The 15,205-nt window shown below is 57.1% G+C and carries 17 protein-coding genes; 13 read left to right on the top strand and 4 right to left on the bottom strand.

The window, feature by feature from the left end:
* Positions 1-53 precede the first annotated feature (53 nt).
* From AC2FIP_RS14735 to AC2FIP_RS14690, 10 genes are all read left to right on the top strand, one after another.
* The gene (locus AC2FIP_RS14735) at positions 54-1,067 is read left to right on the top strand and encodes a calcium-binding protein (protein WP_496786992.1); all 1,014 of its coding nucleotides are present in this window, start codon (positions 54-56) and stop codon (positions 1,065-1,067) included.
* A gap of 145 nt (positions 1,068-1,212) precedes the next feature.
* Complete coding sequence (gene rpsO, locus AC2FIP_RS14730) at positions 1,213-1,482, top strand: 30S ribosomal protein S15 (RefSeq protein ID WP_142640015.1); 270 nt, start codon at positions 1,213-1,215, stop codon at positions 1,480-1,482.
* Positions 1,483-2,171: 689 nt separating this feature from the next.
* Positions 2,172-2,381 (top strand): hypothetical protein, encoded by a 210-nt coding sequence (locus tag AC2FIP_RS14725; RefSeq protein ID WP_496786991.1) that lies wholly within the window; start codon positions 2,172-2,174, stop codon positions 2,379-2,381.
* Positions 2,382-2,697: 316 nt separating this feature from the next.
* Entirely contained in the window at positions 2,698-3,051 is a 354-nt protein-coding gene (locus AC2FIP_RS14720) for an ArsR/SmtB family transcription factor (RefSeq protein ID WP_142640011.1), read from the top strand.
* Entirely contained in the window at positions 3,032-3,454 is a 423-nt protein-coding gene (locus AC2FIP_RS14715) for an SRPBCC family protein (protein ID WP_496786989.1), read from the top strand. Before AC2FIP_RS14720 ends, AC2FIP_RS14715 begins: the two co-directional genes overlap by 20 nt.
* On the top strand, positions 3,451-3,819 hold the full coding sequence (locus AC2FIP_RS14710; RefSeq protein ID WP_496786988.1) for a DUF1761 family protein: 369 nt from the start codon (positions 3,451-3,453) through the stop codon (positions 3,817-3,819). Before AC2FIP_RS14715 ends, AC2FIP_RS14710 begins: the two co-directional genes overlap by 4 nt.
* Before the next feature lie 236 nt (positions 3,820-4,055).
* Positions 4,056-6,206 carry a polyribonucleotide nucleotidyltransferase gene (pnp, locus tag AC2FIP_RS14705; protein WP_281973783.1) on the top strand — a complete coding sequence of 717 codons (2,151 nt, stop codon included), beginning with the start codon at positions 4,056-4,058 and terminating at the stop codon, positions 6,204-6,206.
* Positions 6,207-6,379: 173 nt separating this feature from the next.
* Entirely contained in the window at positions 6,380-6,652 is a 273-nt protein-coding gene (locus tag AC2FIP_RS14700) for a PepSY domain-containing protein (RefSeq protein ID WP_142640003.1), read from the top strand.
* 23 nt (positions 6,653-6,675) lie between these two features.
* Positions 6,676-7,206: a helix-turn-helix transcriptional regulator gene (locus AC2FIP_RS14695; RefSeq protein ID WP_142640002.1), complete on the top strand. Its 531-nt coding sequence runs from the start codon at positions 6,676-6,678 to the stop codon at positions 7,204-7,206.
* A 48-nt stretch (positions 7,207-7,254) separates the two neighbouring features.
* A complete protein-coding gene (locus tag AC2FIP_RS14690; RefSeq protein ID WP_496786987.1) occupies positions 7,255-7,986 on the top strand; it encodes a glycosyltransferase family 25 protein in 732 nt (243 codons plus the stop codon).
* A gap of 71 nt (positions 7,987-8,057) precedes the next feature.
* On the opposite strand, the gene AC2FIP_RS14685 is transcribed toward AC2FIP_RS14690, so the two are convergent.
* The gene (locus tag AC2FIP_RS14685) at positions 8,058-8,708 is read right to left on the bottom strand and encodes a peroxiredoxin (protein ID WP_142639998.1); all 651 of its coding nucleotides are present in this window, start codon (positions 8,706-8,708) and stop codon (positions 8,058-8,060) included.
* Between the two features lie 207 nt (positions 8,709-8,915).
* Here AC2FIP_RS14685 and AC2FIP_RS14680 point away from each other — a divergent pair, with 207 nt between their 5' ends.
* A complete protein-coding gene (locus tag AC2FIP_RS14680) occupies positions 8,916-10,355 on the top strand; it encodes an aldehyde dehydrogenase family protein (RefSeq protein WP_142639996.1) in 1,440 nt (479 codons plus the stop codon).
* Between the two features lie 12 nt (positions 10,356-10,367).
* Here AC2FIP_RS14680 and AC2FIP_RS14675 read toward each other — a convergent pair whose 3' ends face one another.
* From AC2FIP_RS14675 to AC2FIP_RS14665, 3 genes are all read right to left on the bottom strand, one after another.
* The gene (locus tag AC2FIP_RS14675) at positions 10,368-11,267 is read right to left on the bottom strand and encodes a cation diffusion facilitator family transporter (RefSeq protein WP_496697771.1); all 900 of its coding nucleotides are present in this window, start codon (positions 11,265-11,267) and stop codon (positions 10,368-10,370) included.
* Positions 11,268-11,343: 76 nt separating this feature from the next.
* On the bottom strand, positions 11,344-12,195 hold the full coding sequence (locus AC2FIP_RS14670) for a bifunctional helix-turn-helix domain-containing protein/methylated-DNA--[protein]-cysteine S-methyltransferase (protein WP_281973788.1): 852 nt from the start codon (positions 12,193-12,195) through the stop codon (positions 11,344-11,346).
* A gap of 77 nt (positions 12,196-12,272) precedes the next feature.
* Entirely contained in the window at positions 12,273-13,316 is a 1,044-nt protein-coding gene (locus AC2FIP_RS14665) for a heme-binding protein (protein WP_496786985.1), read from the bottom strand.
* A gap of 210 nt (positions 13,317-13,526) precedes the next feature.
* On the opposite strand from AC2FIP_RS14665, the gene nth reads away from it, so the two are divergent.
* Positions 13,527-14,171 carry an endonuclease III gene (gene nth, locus AC2FIP_RS14660; RefSeq protein WP_271952085.1) on the top strand — a complete coding sequence of 215 codons (645 nt, stop codon included), beginning with the start codon at positions 13,527-13,529 and terminating at the stop codon, positions 14,169-14,171.
* A complete protein-coding gene (locus AC2FIP_RS14655; protein ID WP_496709465.1) occupies positions 14,168-15,157 on the top strand; it encodes an adenosine kinase in 990 nt (329 codons plus the stop codon). Before nth ends, AC2FIP_RS14655 begins: the two co-directional genes overlap by 4 nt.
* The last annotated feature ends 48 nt before the right edge of the window (positions 15,158-15,205 follow it).

Raw genomic sequence — 15,205 nt, 5'->3', positions numbered from 1 at the left:
CCTGATTGCATGAGACATTTCACCCTCGAAGCAATGCGTTCAAGGAGGTTGTCATGTTTCTGATCGGATTGCTGAGTCTGGCGGCTGTCGGCGGGGCCGCCTATGCCATCGGCGATGTCTTTGACATAGATGAAGATCCCGGTGAGGACGATATCGTCGACGACCAGCCTCCTGCGGTCGAAACCGGCGAATTCCTTGACGTCGGTGAGAATGTCGAGGAACTCGAAGCGCCCGAGATTTCGACCGGGACGATCATATCCGAAATCGAGGGCGACATGATCATCGCGGGTACCGAGGATCTGGACATCCTGACCGGTCTGGAAGGCGACGATCAGATCAATGGATATGCGGGGGATGACACGATTTATGGTGGCGAAGGCGATGACACCCTGCATGGGGGAGGAGGCGCTGATACGATCTTTGGCGGCACTGGCCAGGATGTCCTTCACGGAGGGGCGGGCGACGATCAAATCTCGGGCGATGAGGGGGATGATGCACTTTACGGGCATTTCGGCGCAGATCACCTGGACGGCGGGATGGGCGAGGATGAGCTGTATGGCGGGCAGGATGACGACATTCTGACCGGCGGTGAGGGCGATGACGCACTGCATGGCGGGTTTGGTGATGACCGGTTGAGCGGTGGCGAAGGCGAGGACGTGCTGTTCGGCGGTGATGGCGACGATATTCTGGACGGTCAGGATGGAGAGCACCCCGACGCGGTGGATTTCCTGAACGGTGGCGCCGGGGATGATACGATCATTGCTGAAAGCGGGGATATCGTAACCGGAGGCGAAGGCGATGATGACATCGCTGTTTCGCCCGAACCGGATGACGACGCCGTAACCGTCATGGATTTTCAGCCCGGTCAAGACAAGCTGCTGATCTCATGGGAAGGTCAGGAAAACCCCGACATTCAGATCAAGGCAGACACCGAAGACAAGAACCTGACCCAAGTAATTGTCGACGGGCAGAACGTGGTGCAGCTGATCGGGGCAGACGGAGTCAGCGCCGATGACATTCAACTGATATCCTCAGGCGACCTGGCGCAGCTCAGCGCGCTGGGCTGAATTTCCAGAATCCCTTTGCCATTGACCGCAAATGCGCCTATACGCGCGCATCCGTGTCGGAATCGATGCGGTTTTCTCCATGGGCCTGCGCTGGACGACATCCCGGCCTGTGCCATCAACCCTAACCTTTTCAAAGGAGACCCCGATGTCGATTACTGCCGCTGAAAAAGATCGCGTCATGAAAGAATTCGCAACCAAGGACGGCGACACCGGTTCGCCAGAAGTCCAGGTTGCCATCCTGACCTCGCGCATCACCACCCTGACCGAGCACTTCAAGACCCACAAGAAAGACAACCACGGTCGCCGTGGTCTTCTGAAGATGGTTGCCCAGCGCCGTAAGCTGCTGGACTATCTGAAAGGCAAAGAAGAAGCACGGTACCAGGACCTGATCAAAAAGCTGGGCATCCGCCGCTAAGCGCGCGCTGCTGTTTTTGATACAGAGGCTGAAAAGCCTATAGATCATGATACGCTCGCCATTCGGCGGGCGTATTTGGTTTTGGGGTTCTCTCCGACCTTGAAGCAAAGCCTTTCGCTGCCTTCTCGATGACCGATCACGACAACATCTCGGACGATGGAAACTTTTTTCGCGCCGTGTGATCCACTTCACCGACAAGCTGCTCAAATCGCTGCAGTCTAGGAACTGTAGTGAGTAGGCGCTTATTTTTTTTCGAGCGTTAGGTTTTTCATAGTCCTCCCTTTTCAAGGCGCGCCCACAATGGGCGCGCCCGTTTTTATTGGGAGCCACGGTTCCGCCTGATTGCACGATAGAATCGCCCCTAAAGACGGCCGCTTTTTTGCCTTCAGGACCGTTGAATTTGCCCGTGATGAACAGGTGACAAATTGTGACGTTGCGTCGCAGAATCTCAGCGCTGGTTTAGAAAGTTGACGTAAACGTAAGCAACGTCGTGTTTTTTTATCAGAGAGTCAAAAAATGACGCGAAAGGCCAATATCTTCCCCCTTTGCACAGGATCGGTCGGTTCCTAAATGCCGCCTGTCGCTGCGGGTACACACTCACGGCAAACGGTCTTTGAGCCCTCCCACCCTCGTGGTTCGGACTGGCCCGCAGCGACAGAGTCTGACGACTATTTTACTGGAGTTTAACAATGCCTCTAAAATCAGTTTTGAACCGCGTTTTTGCAGCTAACCTTTCCCAAGCTCCTAAATCAGAAAAAAAGTCAACAATGGTCCCTGGCACAGATGGCATCGTAAAAAGAATGTCCGAGGTGGAAACTGCCGCAATCCTCCGCGGCATACTGAAAGAAGAAGAATTGGGGTTTCCCCAACCGCGTAGCAAAGAAGATTCGTTGCAATAGGCCCAGACCCGCTTTGATCCCGGATATATGAAAACCGCTTTCTGCACGATCATAATAGAATGGATCTTCTTCTTTAAGCTGGAGACGGGGCCAATACGGTCCGATCTCACCCGTAATCAGTGGCTCCACCAACATCGTTAGCCACACATGTCCTCCCCAAATTTTACCTGACTCAGACTGTATTCGGCCACATCTGCACCGATCAGGGCCAAACCCTTATCCAACAGGGTGCATTTGGCGACTGGTCAATCAGGGTTTCAACATGTTATTCACCCAAATGGTTGACTGAAGCAGAATAAGGTTGTAATTCATCCAAATGGTTGAACGAGAGAGTCGATATGACCTCAATGCAATATTGAAGGCCGCGTCCGACCCGACCCGCCGCGCTATTCTGACGATGCTTGCGCAGCAGGGACCTTTGCGGGTGACGGACATAGCGCGGCAATTCGATATGAGCCTCAACTCGGTCTCCAAGCACATCAAGGTGCTGGAAAACGCCGAGCTGGTGCAGCGCCGGACCGAATGGCGCGAACATCTGATCGAGGTTCAGATGGCTCCTTTATCAGCCGTTGATTCTTGGTTTGCCGGGTTGCGTTCGATTTGGGCGCTTCGGCTGGACGCCTTGGAAACTGCTTTGGAGGACCCAGAAGATGACGGACCTGTCACTTGAAATAACGCGCGCCATTCCACATCCACCCGAAAAGGTGTTTGATGCCTGGCTCAACCCCGAGATGCTGGCAAAATTCATGCTGCCGGCACCGGGCATGACCGTGCCCGAAGCGCATTCCGACGCCAAGGTCGGCGGCCGGTTCAAAATCATCATGCGCGCGCCCGAGGCTGGCGATCTGCCGCATGAGGGTGAATACAAGGTCATCGACCGCCCCAACCGTCTGCAATTCACCTGGAATTCGCCCTACAGCCAAGACGATTCTACGGTCACACTGGATTTCACACCCACCGAAAAGGGCACCGAGCTGCGGCTGCACCACATCCGCTTTCCCACGCAGGAAAGCCGGGACAATCACGAGGGCGGCTGGTCCGCTATCCTTGCGGCGCTGGAGACGGCACTATGATCAACTGGCTGGCCCTCGGTGCAGGGGTGGTCGCTGCCTTTTTGTTGGGCTGGCTGGTCTACGGCCCTATGGGCTTTCAGAAACGCTGGGCCGAGGGCACCCGCATCGACCCGACGCCGCCCGAAACCCTGCCATTGGGCGCGATGGCCACACAGATCGTGTTCCTGATCCTGCTGGCTGCGGTAATCGCGGTGACCGAGACTACCAATAGCCTGGGCGTCGCCCTGCTTGCGATCCTTGCGGTGGCGGCGCAGACAGCTTCGGTCGGGGCATGGGCGCAAAAAAGCGGCTTCGCCATTGCGGTCGACACCGGCTATGCGCTGGGCTGTGGTATCGTCATGATCTTGGCCCACGCGATCCTGTAGGATCGCCGCGTCTGCCCGATCCTCGATGGATCGGGCATGCGCCCTTTGTACCCTTACTCTTCCTCGGAACTCCTGCCTTTCCAAAGCCCCCAAACTGCTGTATGGGCGGTCCATCTGAGACGTTGTGCTCTGACCCCGGCACTCGAATGGAAGATAAAGTGGGGTCGGCGGCAATGGGGCCGCCACGCAAACGGGAGACCCGCAGGGGCGGGAGTGCTCCCTTCTAGGATACGCAAATGTTTGATGTAACAAAGAAATCAATTCAGTGGGGCGAAGAGACGCTGACACTGGAAACCGGCAAGGTTGCCCGTCAGGCGGACGGCAGTGTGATTGCCACGCTGGGCGAGACCAGCGTGATGGCAAACGTGACCTTTGCGCGGAAGCAAAAACCCGGTCAGGACTTTTTCCCGCTGACCGTCCACTACCAAGAGAAATATTATGCCGCCGGTAAAGTTCCGGGTGGCTTTTTCAAGCGCGAGGCGCGCCCGACTGAAAAAGAGACGCTGACCGCGCGTCTGATCGACCGGCCGATCCGCCCGCTGTTTGTTGACGGCTTCAAAAACGAAGTTCTGGTGATGTGCACCGTGCTAAGCCACGATCTGGTCAACGACCCTGACATGGTGGCGATGATCGCAGCCTCTGCCGCGCTGACCATTTCCGGCGCACCGTTCAGAGGCCCGATTGCTGGTTGCCGCGTTGGTTTCGAGGATGGCGAATACATTCTGAACCCGACTGTGGACGACATGCAGGACCTGCGCCTGAACCCTGAACAGCGACTGGATCTGGTTGTTGCCGGCACCAAAGACGCCGTGATGATGGTTGAATCGGAGGCTTACGAACTGTCCGAAGCCGAGATGCTGGGTGCGGTCAAATTCGCACACGAGCAGATTCAGCCGGTTATCGACCTGATCATCTCGTTGGCCGAAGACGCGGCAAAAGAGCCGTTTGATTTCCAAGCGCCCGATTATTCTGAGCTGTCCGCCGCCGTTAAGGCCGCAGGTGAAGAGCAGATGCGCGCCGCCTTCGCAATCACCGACAAGCAAGAGCGCACTGCCGCTGTTTCCGCTGCCCGCGATGCGATCAAGGAAGCCCTGACTGAGGAACAGCTGGAAGACGCGAACCTTGGCTCGGCGATGAAAAAGCTGGAAGCAGGCATCCTGCGCGGCGACGTCGTCAAAGGCGGCAAGCGAATCGACGGTCGTTCGACCACCGATATCCGTTCGATCGTTGCAGAAACCTCGATGCTGCCGCGGACACACGGCTCGGCCCTGTTCACCCGTGGTGAAACACAGGCGCTGGCTGTAACCACGCTGGGCACCGGTGATGATGAGCAGTTCATCGACGCCCTGCACGGCAACTTCAAATCGAACTTCCTGCTGCATTACAACTTCCCTCCTTATTCGGTTGGTGAAGCGGGTCGCGTGGGCCCTCCGGGACGTCGTGAGATTGGTCACGGCAAACTGGCATGGCGTGCGTTGCAGGCGGTTCTGCCTGCGGCAACCGACTTCCCCTACACGATCCGCATCGTGTCCGAGATCACCGAATCCAACGGATCAAGCTCGATGGCGTCTGTTTGCGGCGGTTCGCTGTCGATGATGGATGCGGGCGTTCCGCTGAAAGCACCGGTTGCCGGTGTTGCCATGGGTCTGATCCTGGAAGATGACGGCGATTACGCGATCCTGTCGGACATTCTGGGTGACGAAGACCACCTGGGCGACATGGACTTCAAGGTTGCGGGTACCGAAAACGGCATCACCTCTCTGCAGATGGACATCAAGGTTGCGGGCATCACGCCCGAGATCATGGAGAAAGCCCTGGCGCAAGCCAAGGACGGCCGGATGCACATCCTGGGCGAGATGGGCAAAGCCCTGTCCGAGACCAATGATTTCTCGGTCCATGCACCGCGCATCGAAACCATGAACATCCCGACCGACAAGATCCGTGAAGTGATCGGTTCCGGCGGCAAGGTCATCCGCGAAATCGTCGAAGTTTCGGGTGCCAAGGTCGACATCAACGACGATGGCGTGATCAAGATCGCCTCGCCCGATGGTGAATCGATCAAGAAGGCATACGAGATGATCCATTCGATCGTTGCCGAACCCGAAGAAGGCCAGATCTACACCGGTAAAGTGGTCAAGATCGTCGACTTTGGTGCTTTCGTGAACTTCTTTGGCAAGCGCGACGGTCTGGTCCATGTGTCCCAGATCGAAAACCGTCGCCTGAACCATCCGTCGGATGTTCTGAAGGAAGGCCAGGAAGTGAAAGTCAAGCTGCTGGGCTTTGACGACCGCGGCAAGGTGCGCCTGTCGATGAAAATCGTCGATCAGGAAACCGGCGAAGAGATCGCACCTGAGAAGAAAGAAAAGAAAGAGGAAGGCGCAGAGTAATCTGCTCGCCCCTCTGATTTCTCGAAAGACCCCGGTTTTGTCCGGGGTCTTTTTTTGTTCAATCAGCATAAACCTTGGACCAATTCCGCCCAATTCAACCGAAATCCAATCGCGCCACCGGCCAGGCGAACCCACGTCTCCTACATCGACGCAACAAATCTAGGAGATGCGAAATGGAGACTTTCAAAATGCTGACTCTGACCGGACTGATCGCGACCGCCCCGGTGCTGGCTTTTGCCAACGTGACAGTCGGGGACAAGCTGGGCACCACCGAGACCGATATCCGCACCACTCTCGAGGCGCAGGGATACCAGATCGAAGAGATCGAATTCGAAGATGGCGAGATCGAGGTTGAACTCGTCAAGGATGGCGTGGAAACTGAACTGGTCCTGAACAAGACCGATGGCGTTGTCACCGCGATCGAGCTTGAAGAGGACGACGACTGACCAGACAATCTTAAAGGAGCGCTATGAAGATTTCACAGACGTCTTTACTCTGGCTCCTTCTGGTGGTGCAGGCTGTCTGCGCCACCTTTTTCCTAACCGATGCAGCGCTAGATTGGTTTGGCGGCGAAACTGCCGGGTTTCGGCATTTGCACCAGTTCGAATTGTTCCTGTCCCTGGCTCTGATCGGTGGTTTGGTGGCGACAATCACCCTGATCCGGGCTCAGAGCTTGCGCGTGCAGGACATGCAGCGTCAACTGGGCGTGGCGCAGGGCGCGTTTTCGCAGGTCATCGAAAATCAATTCACGCAGTGGCAGCTCAGCAATGCGGAACGCGATGTCGCAATCTTGTCTATCAAAGGTCTGTCGATCGCAGAAATCGCCGAGCTGAGACAGACGAAAGAAGGGACTATCAAGGCACAAAGCGCTGCGATTTACCGCAAGGCGGGTGTCTCGGGACGGCTTCAACTGCTCAGCTTTTTTGTCGAAGAGCTTTTGTCCGAACCCCTAGTCAACACGTCCTCATCGTCAGAACCCGCCGACCAGAGCCAGGCTTAATCCACGGTTGCTCTTTCCCCGCCTGACGCGGTGTTCTATGCACGGGGCATGCGATCCTTTGTCATCCATATGTCCTCGAGCACCGCGCGCCGTCCCAATGCTGATCAGCTCTGCGCGGCCCTGCCCAATGCTGAACTGTTTGAGGCCGTAAATGGCCGCGACCCTGACCAGATTTCCGGTGTCGAACTGCATTCCGGAAATCTGTACCGCCCGCATTACCCATTCCCCTTGCGACCCGCAGAAATCGGCGTGTTCGAAAGCCATCGACGCATCTGGCGCAAGCTGGTCGAGGACGATATCGACCTGGCCATCATCACCGAGGATGACCTGCGCATAGATCGGGCGCGAATGGAACAGGCGCTTGGGTTGCTGGCCTCAATCGCCACCCCCGATCACTATATCCGCATCCCCGTAAAACAGCGCGAAGTACCGGCACAGGTCCTGGCAGAACAAGATGGCCTGCGGCTGATCCTACCCAAGGTGATCGGCCTGCAATGCGTATGTCAGATGGTGGGGAAAAACGCCGCCGAACGCCTTTTGGCGACCACCGACCAAATCGACCGCCCTGTCGATACCTTCTTGCAGATGCACTGGCTGACAGACCAGCCGGTTCACGCCTTGCAAGGCAGCGGAAATCAGGAAGTGGCACAGGAAATCGGCGGCTCGACCATTCAGACAAAACCGCCCCTGTCAGACAAATTAACCCGAGAGTTCAAGCGCGCAGCCTACCGCGCCAAGCTGCACCTGCACCCGCAGCGCCCGCCTGCTTCATCTGGCTGAAAATACCTTCCGGGGGGAATCGCGCCACGAGGCGCGATGGGGGGCAGACAGCCCCCCTGACCTGGGCCGTCTTACGACGGCGCCTTGGTCTTGCGCAGATAGGGGAAGATGGTCTCGAACTCGCCAAACTTTGCTTTGGCGTCGTCGTTTGAGACAGCAGGCGGAATGATTACGTCTTCGCCAGGCACCCAGTTCGCCGGGGTAGCCACGCCTTTCGACGACATCTGCAACCCGTCCAGTGCACGCAGAATCTCGGCAAAGTTACGTCCCACAGTCATAGGATAGGTCATCGACAGCTTCAGTTGCTTATCCGGCCCGATGATAAAGACCGACCGCACGGTCGCGCTGTCGGCCGGGGTACGCCCGTCCGGCAAATAGGCCTCGGCGGGCAGCATGTCGAAGGCCTTTGAAACGGCCAGACCATCATCGGCAATGATTGGAAAACCGGGATGCGCGTTGCCATAGGCCTCGATATCCTTTTTCCACTTCTTGTGGTCTTCGACGCCGTCAACCGAAACGCCCAGGACCTTGGTGTTGCGCGCGGCCCACTCATCGCTTAGCTGCGCGACGGCCGAAAACTCGGTGGTGCAGACAGGAGTGAAATCCTTGGGGTGCGAGAACAGAATGGCCCAGCTATCCCCAATCCAGTCGTGGAACTGAATGGTGCCCTGATCCGTTTCTGCAGTGAAATTGGGGACTGTGTCGTTGATGCGCAAACCCATGAAGCATCTCCTTTGCTAATTACAAAACCGAGTCGGTTGTCCAGAACCTAATCACTTTGCGCCGATGTTAAACAGTCAGCAAGTCACTTTAGCCCTAGGCCAGACCTCAAAATTCCATTTGATCAAATCGCGCTTGCCGGTTTCCTGAAGGCCTGACACAGTGGCGCCGAACCAAGAATCCCCGTCGCATGGTCAGGAGGATGCACCATGATCGAGAAACGCAATTTTTACATCAACGGTCAGTGGGTTGCCCCATCGGTTACGCATGATTTTCAGGTCATCAACCCCTCGACCGAAGAACCATGTGCCGTGATTTCGCTGGGCGATCAGGCCGATACGGACGCGGCTGTTGCAGCGGCCAAGGCGGCGTTGCCCGGCTGGATGGAAACCCCGGCGGAAACCCGCATCGCGATGGTCGAAAAGCTGATCGCGCTTTATGCCGAACGGTCCGAGGATCTGGCCCAGGCAATGTCGTTGGAGATGGGCGCCCCGATCGACATGGCGCGTAGCCAGCAAGTCGGAGCAGGAAGTTGGCACCTGGCAAATTTCATCCGCGCTGCCAAAGCGTTTCCTTTCGAGCGGCCGCTGGGCGATCACGCTCCCAACGACCAGATCATCTATGAGGCCGTCGGTGTCGCCGCCCTGATCACACCGTGGAATTGGCCAATGAACCAGGTCACGCTGAAGGTCGGTGCGGCTGCGATTGCGGGCTGCACAATGGTTCTGAAACCCTCGGAGCAAAGCCCGCTGAACGCGATGATCTTTGCCGAGCTGATGGATGAGGCCGGATTCCCACCCGGTGTCTTCAACCTTGTCAACGGTGACGGGGTTGGCGTCGGGTCTCAGCTGTCCACGCACCCCGATGTGGATATGGTCAGCTTTACGGGATCCACCCGCGCGGGCACGGCTATTTCCAAAGCCGCAGCCGATACACTGAAGAAGGTGCATTTGGAACTGGGCGGCAAGGGTGCAAACGTGGTCTTTGCCGATGCGGATGAAAAGGCCGTCAAACGTGGCGTGCTGCACATGATGAACAACACCGGTCAAAGCTGTAACGCCCCTAGCCGGATGCTGGTTCAGCGTCCCATCTATGACGCGGCGGTGGAAACCGCAGCTGAGGTTGCCAAAGGTGTCACCGTTGGCCCGGCGATGGAAGAAGGCCGCCATATCGGCCCGGTTGTGAACGAGCTGCAATGGGGCAAGATTCAGGACCTGATCCAAAAGGGTATCGACGAAGGCGCGCGCCTTGTCGCTGGTGGCACTGGCAGGCCCGAAGGGCTGAACAAGGGCTATTACGTGCGGCCCACGGTCTTTGCCGACGTCAACAACCAGATGACCGTCGCCCGCGAAGAGATCTTTGGACCGGTTCTGACCATGATCCCCTTCGATACCGAGGAAGAGGCCATCGAAATCGCCAATGACACACCTTATGGGCTGACCAACTATGTCCAGACACAGGATAACGTCCGTGCCAACCGCATGGCCCGCGCTTTGCGGTCGGGTATGGTCGAGATGAATGGCAAATCCCGCAGCGCGGGTTCCCCGTTCGGCGGCATGAAACAATCCGGCAACGGGCGCGAAGGCGGCGTCTGGGGGCTGGAGGATTTCCTTGAGGTCAAGGCCGTCGGCGGCTGGGCTGCCGAGTAACCCACCTGCCGTCTAACCTGTTTTCGGGGCCCGTGCGCTATCTGCGCCGGGCCCTTTAGACTCTGAATCCGGCTCAAGATGAATCACAAAAACCGATCCGGGGAACTGATCGGTCAAAGCGTCTTCGATATCGTCACAGATATCATGGGCCGTCGCCACGCTCATGCTACCGTCAACGACCAGATGGAACTCGACAAAGATCATGCTGGCGGATCGGCGGCCCCGCAGGTCGTGATATTCCAGCGCCCGGCCCAGATTTGCATCGATGATGCTCCGCACTTCATCCAGTTCGGGATCAGTAAGGGACACGTCCATCAGACCGTCAATCGACTTGCGAATGACCTTCCATCCCTCCCACAGAATGTTCAGGGCGACCAGAATGGCCAGGATCGGGTCCAGGATCAGCCAGCCGGTGGCAAGGGCCAACACCAATCCGATGACAACGCCCACCGAGGTGAACACATCGGTAAAGATATGCTTTGCGCTGGCCTCAAGCGCCGGAGAGGCGTACTGCCGCCCGACCCGCAGCAACATATAGGCCCAGGCACCGTTCAGAGCGGTTGCCAGCACATTGATTGCCACCCCGGTCAGCGGGGCCTGGTCCAGATGCGACGATGACAGCGCGGCAACGGCCTCTCGCAGGATTAGAAGCGCCGCCAGCACGATCAGCACACCTTCGACAACAGCAGACAGGTATTCGGCTTTCTTATGCCCAAAGGGGTGATTATCGTCAGGAGGTTTGCCGCCGATCGAAACCGCAAAGAACGCCAGCAAGGCCGCGACCACATTGACCACGGATTCCATCGCATCGGACAACAAGGCGACCGACCCCGTCAACCACCAGGCCAACAGTTTCAAGGCCAGAACCGCGATCGAAATCGGGATCGACCACAGGGCAAATTTCTGGATCATCGCATTGGTGTCCTGCAACCTTGGGACAGGTCTATCACTTTGTTCGATGATCCCTATGGCTTTTTCTGATCAGAAATCAAGCGTCTGCTTGTGCCGCCTCATAGGCCAGCATGGCGCGTTTCACCGGCAGGCCCCAATGATACCCACCCAGCCCCCCGGATTTTCGCAACGCGCGGTGGCAAGGGATCAGCCAACTGACCGGGTTTCGACCCACGGCCGTCCCGACGGCGCGCACAGCTTGCGGTGATCCCACCCGTTGCGCGATCTCGGAATAGGTTGTGACCTGGCCCGAAGGGATATGCATCAGCGCTTCCCACACTTTGATCTGCAGGGGCGAGCCAATCAGATACAGAGGCGTTGGTTCCAATCGGTCGCTCACCGCGCCAAATGCACTGAGCGCCCAGGGCCGCAGGCGCATCGGGTCCTCGACGAAATTGGCATTGGGCCAACGCGACAACATATCCGCCATGGCATTTTCTTCGCCGGTTTCGGCCCCAAAGGCCATTCCGCAGATGCCCTTGTCGGTGCCCATCACCAAAGCAGGACCAAAAGGACATTCAAACCATCCCCAATAGATGGTCAAACCGGCACCCCTACGAGCGTATTCGCCTGGGCTCATGGATTCCCATTTCAGGAACAGATCATGCAGGCGACCGCTGCCGGACAGGCCCACATTCAGAGCGGTTTCCAGTGTCGTGAACCGCTCGCGCAGCAACGCCTTGGCATGGCCCAGCGTCAGATATTGCTGATACCGCTTGGGCGATACCCCGGTCCAACGTGAGAACAGGCGCTGGAAATGCGCGGGGCTCATATCCATCTGCTGTGCCAGTTCCTCAAGACTCAGGGCCTCTCCACCCTGATCAATCAGGTCAATCGCCCGGCGCATGACATTATAATGATAGCCGCTTTCTGGGGTCTGGACATTCATGGTCGCACTCCTTCGATAGACAGAAGATGGCCTGTTACCGACCAGAGTGCGACCCGATTCTTGCGCTATCTGCGCCCTCAGACTTGCGGGATAACGGTATAAGGTGCCGCCTCTTCCGGAGGTGCAACCTTTTCCATGACGTTGATGCTGACATGCGGCCAGCGGATCAGACCGGGCTTCCCGTCAAAGCGTGGGAAGAAATCCAGACCAACATTCTGCAGATACATCATCAGCAGCTTGGGCTCACCGCCAATTCCCGGCTCGTCCAGTTCCATGATCCAAAAGATCGAATCCATCACCGCCGCGTTGGCTTGTTTGACAACAAACGGAATGTTGACGATCCCGGCATCCTCAAGCGCGGTGTTGAACGGCAATATCGTGGTTTTTTTCACGTTGTTCGGTATTCCAGCTGCCAGCAACAGATGCGGGTGCACAGGATCGAAGCCTGGGAACCCCGGGGCGGTCACAACGCCGTTGAACGGATTATCGTGATAATGTTTGTAGGGCGAAAGATATCCGCTGTTCAGGTCCTTTGTGGCCCCTTCGGGCAGCCCGTCGACTACCGGAATCGTTGGCGGTCCATCGATCTCGCTCGCTTCTCCAAGACCTAACAACGAGTCGCCATGTGGCACCGTTCCCAAACGTGCAACGTTCAGATTGTTTGTTGTCAGATTAGTCATATGCAGGAACAGACCGGGCTCGTGATGGATGGCCAGATCGGCAGGTCCCGCCAGTCCGCTGTCGGGGCGATCTTCAGCCGAGAGCTGCGCGATGGACTGCTGATAATCCAGCGTGACCACAAACTGATCGGTGTTATTGGTCGGGTCTCCTGAGGCCGGGTTCGGACGCTCAATCCCGCGGTTTGGAACCGCTTTGTCAACGGTCGTGAATTGAAGCGTTTCCTCGAATTGATTAACCAGCAGACGATAGTTGAGACGGCTGCCAGGCTCGGTCGCAAACGGAAGCGCGATCATGTTCCAGCCACGTCCGCGCGTGCTGTCGCCGTTCTTCCAAACTCCGGGCAATAATTTCAGGGGGCCGAGGTCTTCGTCGCCTTGATGGGCCAGCTCAACAGACCGATAACGGGACTGCATTTTTGCGGCAAGATCTGGGTTCGCCATGGATCAACCTTTCAACAATTAAATAAAATATCCGCCAATGCGGGAAAAATGCGCTGAAATAAAAATAGGCTGCGCCTGGCAAGAATAACACGAATCAGGCTTACCCAACGTAATCCAAAACCCACAGCTATCCGCTAAGCAGATTCTTGCTTGTGTGGTTACCCGAGCCATCGGCTTGCCCTGCGCCGCAATACGTGCATACGTCGCCGCATGGCCAAGCAACTTGATTACCACACGATCCGAGAGATTTTTACCCGCTTTCAGCAGGCTGACCCGGAACCTGAGGGTGAGCTAGAGCATGTGAATGTCTATACTCTGGTCGTAGCGGTGGCGCTGTCTGCACAGGCCACCGATGTCGGCGTCAACAAGGCTACGCGCGCCCTTTTCAAAACCGCCGACACCCCGCAAAAGATGCTGGACCTGGGCGAAGATGGCCTGATCGAGCATATCAAAACCATCGGTCTATTCCGCCAAAAGGCAAAGAACGTCATCAAGCTCAGCCGTATTCTGGTCGAAGAGTATGACGGCGAAGTTCCCAATTCCCGCGCCGCGTTGCAATCGCTGCCGGGTGTCGGGCGTAAGACCGCCAATGTGGTGTTGAACATGTGGTGGCGCTATCCGGCGCAGGCCGTGGATACGCATATTTTCCGTGTCGGAAACCGAACAGGCATCTGCCCGGGAAAACATGTGGATGCGGTTGAACGCGCAATCGAAGATAACATCCCGACCGATTTCCAACTGCACGCACATCACTGGCTTATCTTGCATGGCCGGTATCACTGCAAAGCACGCAAACCTATGTGCGGAACCTGTATCATCCGCGATCTCTGCCAATTCGAGGACAAGAACCTATGAAAACCTACCAGCTCACCGGTATTGGAAACGCCGTTGTGGACGTGATCTCTCAGGCCGATGACAGTTTTCTGGAACTGATGGGCATCGAGAAGGGCATCATGCAGCTGATAGAACAGGAGCGGGGTGAACTTCTTTACGCCGCTATGGAAGGCCGCGTGCAAACGCCGGGCGGATCCGTTGCGAACACGATTGCCGGTGCCGGCGCTCTGGGACTGAGCGCAGCCTTTATCGGACGTGTACATGATGATGCGTTGGGACGATTCTACGCAGAGGCGATGCACGAGGACGGTGTGGATTTCGTGAACCCTCCCGTACCGGGTGGAGAGCTTCCGACCTCGCGCTCGATGATTTTTGTCTCACCCGACGGTGAACGGTCGATGAACACCTATCTGGGGATTTCCTCGGAGCTTTCCTCGGCGGATGTGTCAGCCGAGGTCGCGGGTAACAGCCAGATCATGTTCCTTGAAGGCTATTTGTTCGACAAGGAAAAAGGCAAAGCTGCGTTCCTTCAGGCCGCACGGGATTGCCACAAGGGCGGCGGCAAGGCCGGGATCGCCATTTCTGACCCGTTCTGTGTTGAACGGCACCGGGTCGATTTCCTGCTGCTGATCGAAAATGAACTGGATTTTGTGATCGGCAACGAGGCCGAGATCAAATCCCTGTTCGAAACCGACGATCTTGAGGATGCACTGGCGAAAACCGCCGATATCTGCCCTCTGGTGGTCTGCACCCGGTCAGGCGACGGGGTAACTGTGCTGAATGAAGGTCAGCGCTTTGACATTCCGGTGGAAAAAATCGTTCCCGTCGACGCCACCGGCGCAGGCGACCAATTCGCAGCCGGGTTCCTGTTTGGCATGGCCACTGGGCGAGACTATGAGACCTGCGCCAAGATGGGCAATGTCTGCGCCCGTGAGGTGATCAGCCATATCGGCCCGCGCCCCAAGGCGGATATGATCGATTTGCTCAAGCAGGGCGGCTTGCTCTAATCGGATCAGGACTGGCCTATAGTTTGTGGGAGGGGCAGAGCCCCTCCC

This window comes from Ruegeria sp. CDSB114, from assembly GCF_059611025.1.
The sequence above is the reverse complement of the archived record's forward strand: the minus strand, read 5'-3'. Positions and strand labels throughout refer to the sequence as shown.

Excerpts from the sequence above, each read along its gene's own strand:
- AC2FIP_RS14735 (WP_496786992.1), top strand. The coding sequence starts at position 54 with ATGTTTCTGATCGGATTGCTGAGTCTGGCGGCTGTCGGCGGGGCCGCC.
- rpsO (WP_142640015.1), top strand. The coding sequence starts at position 1,213 with ATGTCGATTACTGCCGCTGAAAAAGATCGCGTCATGAAAGAATTCGCA.
- AC2FIP_RS14725 (WP_496786991.1), top strand. The coding sequence starts at position 2,172 with ATGCCTCTAAAATCAGTTTTGAACCGCGTTTTTGCAGCTAACCTTTCC.
- AC2FIP_RS14720 (WP_142640011.1), top strand. The coding sequence starts at position 2,698 with ATGGTTGAACGAGAGAGTCGATATGACCTCAATGCAATATTGAAGGCC.
- AC2FIP_RS14715 (WP_496786989.1), top strand. The coding sequence starts at position 3,032 with ATGACGGACCTGTCACTTGAAATAACGCGCGCCATTCCACATCCACCC.
- AC2FIP_RS14710 (WP_496786988.1), top strand. The coding sequence starts at position 3,451 with ATGATCAACTGGCTGGCCCTCGGTGCAGGGGTGGTCGCTGCCTTTTTG.
- pnp (WP_281973783.1), top strand. The coding sequence starts at position 4,056 with ATGTTTGATGTAACAAAGAAATCAATTCAGTGGGGCGAAGAGACGCTG.
- AC2FIP_RS14700 (WP_142640003.1), top strand. The coding sequence starts at position 6,380 with ATGGAGACTTTCAAAATGCTGACTCTGACCGGACTGATCGCGACCGCC.
- AC2FIP_RS14695 (WP_142640002.1), top strand. The coding sequence starts at position 6,676 with ATGAAGATTTCACAGACGTCTTTACTCTGGCTCCTTCTGGTGGTGCAG.
- AC2FIP_RS14690 (WP_496786987.1), top strand. The coding sequence starts at position 7,255 with ATGCGATCCTTTGTCATCCATATGTCCTCGAGCACCGCGCGCCGTCCC.
- AC2FIP_RS14685 (WP_142639998.1), bottom strand. The coding sequence starts at position 8,708 with ATGGGTTTGCGCATCAACGACACAGTCCCCAATTTCACTGCAGAAACG.
- AC2FIP_RS14680 (WP_142639996.1), top strand. The coding sequence starts at position 8,916 with ATGATCGAGAAACGCAATTTTTACATCAACGGTCAGTGGGTTGCCCCA.
- AC2FIP_RS14675 (WP_496697771.1), bottom strand. The coding sequence starts at position 11,267 with ATGATCCAGAAATTTGCCCTGTGGTCGATCCCGATTTCGATCGCGGTT.
- AC2FIP_RS14670 (WP_281973788.1), bottom strand. The coding sequence starts at position 12,195 with ATGAATGTCCAGACCCCAGAAAGCGGCTATCATTATAATGTCATGCGC.
- AC2FIP_RS14665 (WP_496786985.1), bottom strand. The coding sequence starts at position 13,316 with ATGGCGAACCCAGATCTTGCCGCAAAAATGCAGTCCCGTTATCGGTCT.
- nth (WP_271952085.1), top strand. The coding sequence starts at position 13,527 with ATGGCCAAGCAACTTGATTACCACACGATCCGAGAGATTTTTACCCGC.
- AC2FIP_RS14655 (WP_496709465.1), top strand. The coding sequence starts at position 14,168 with ATGAAAACCTACCAGCTCACCGGTATTGGAAACGCCGTTGTGGACGTG.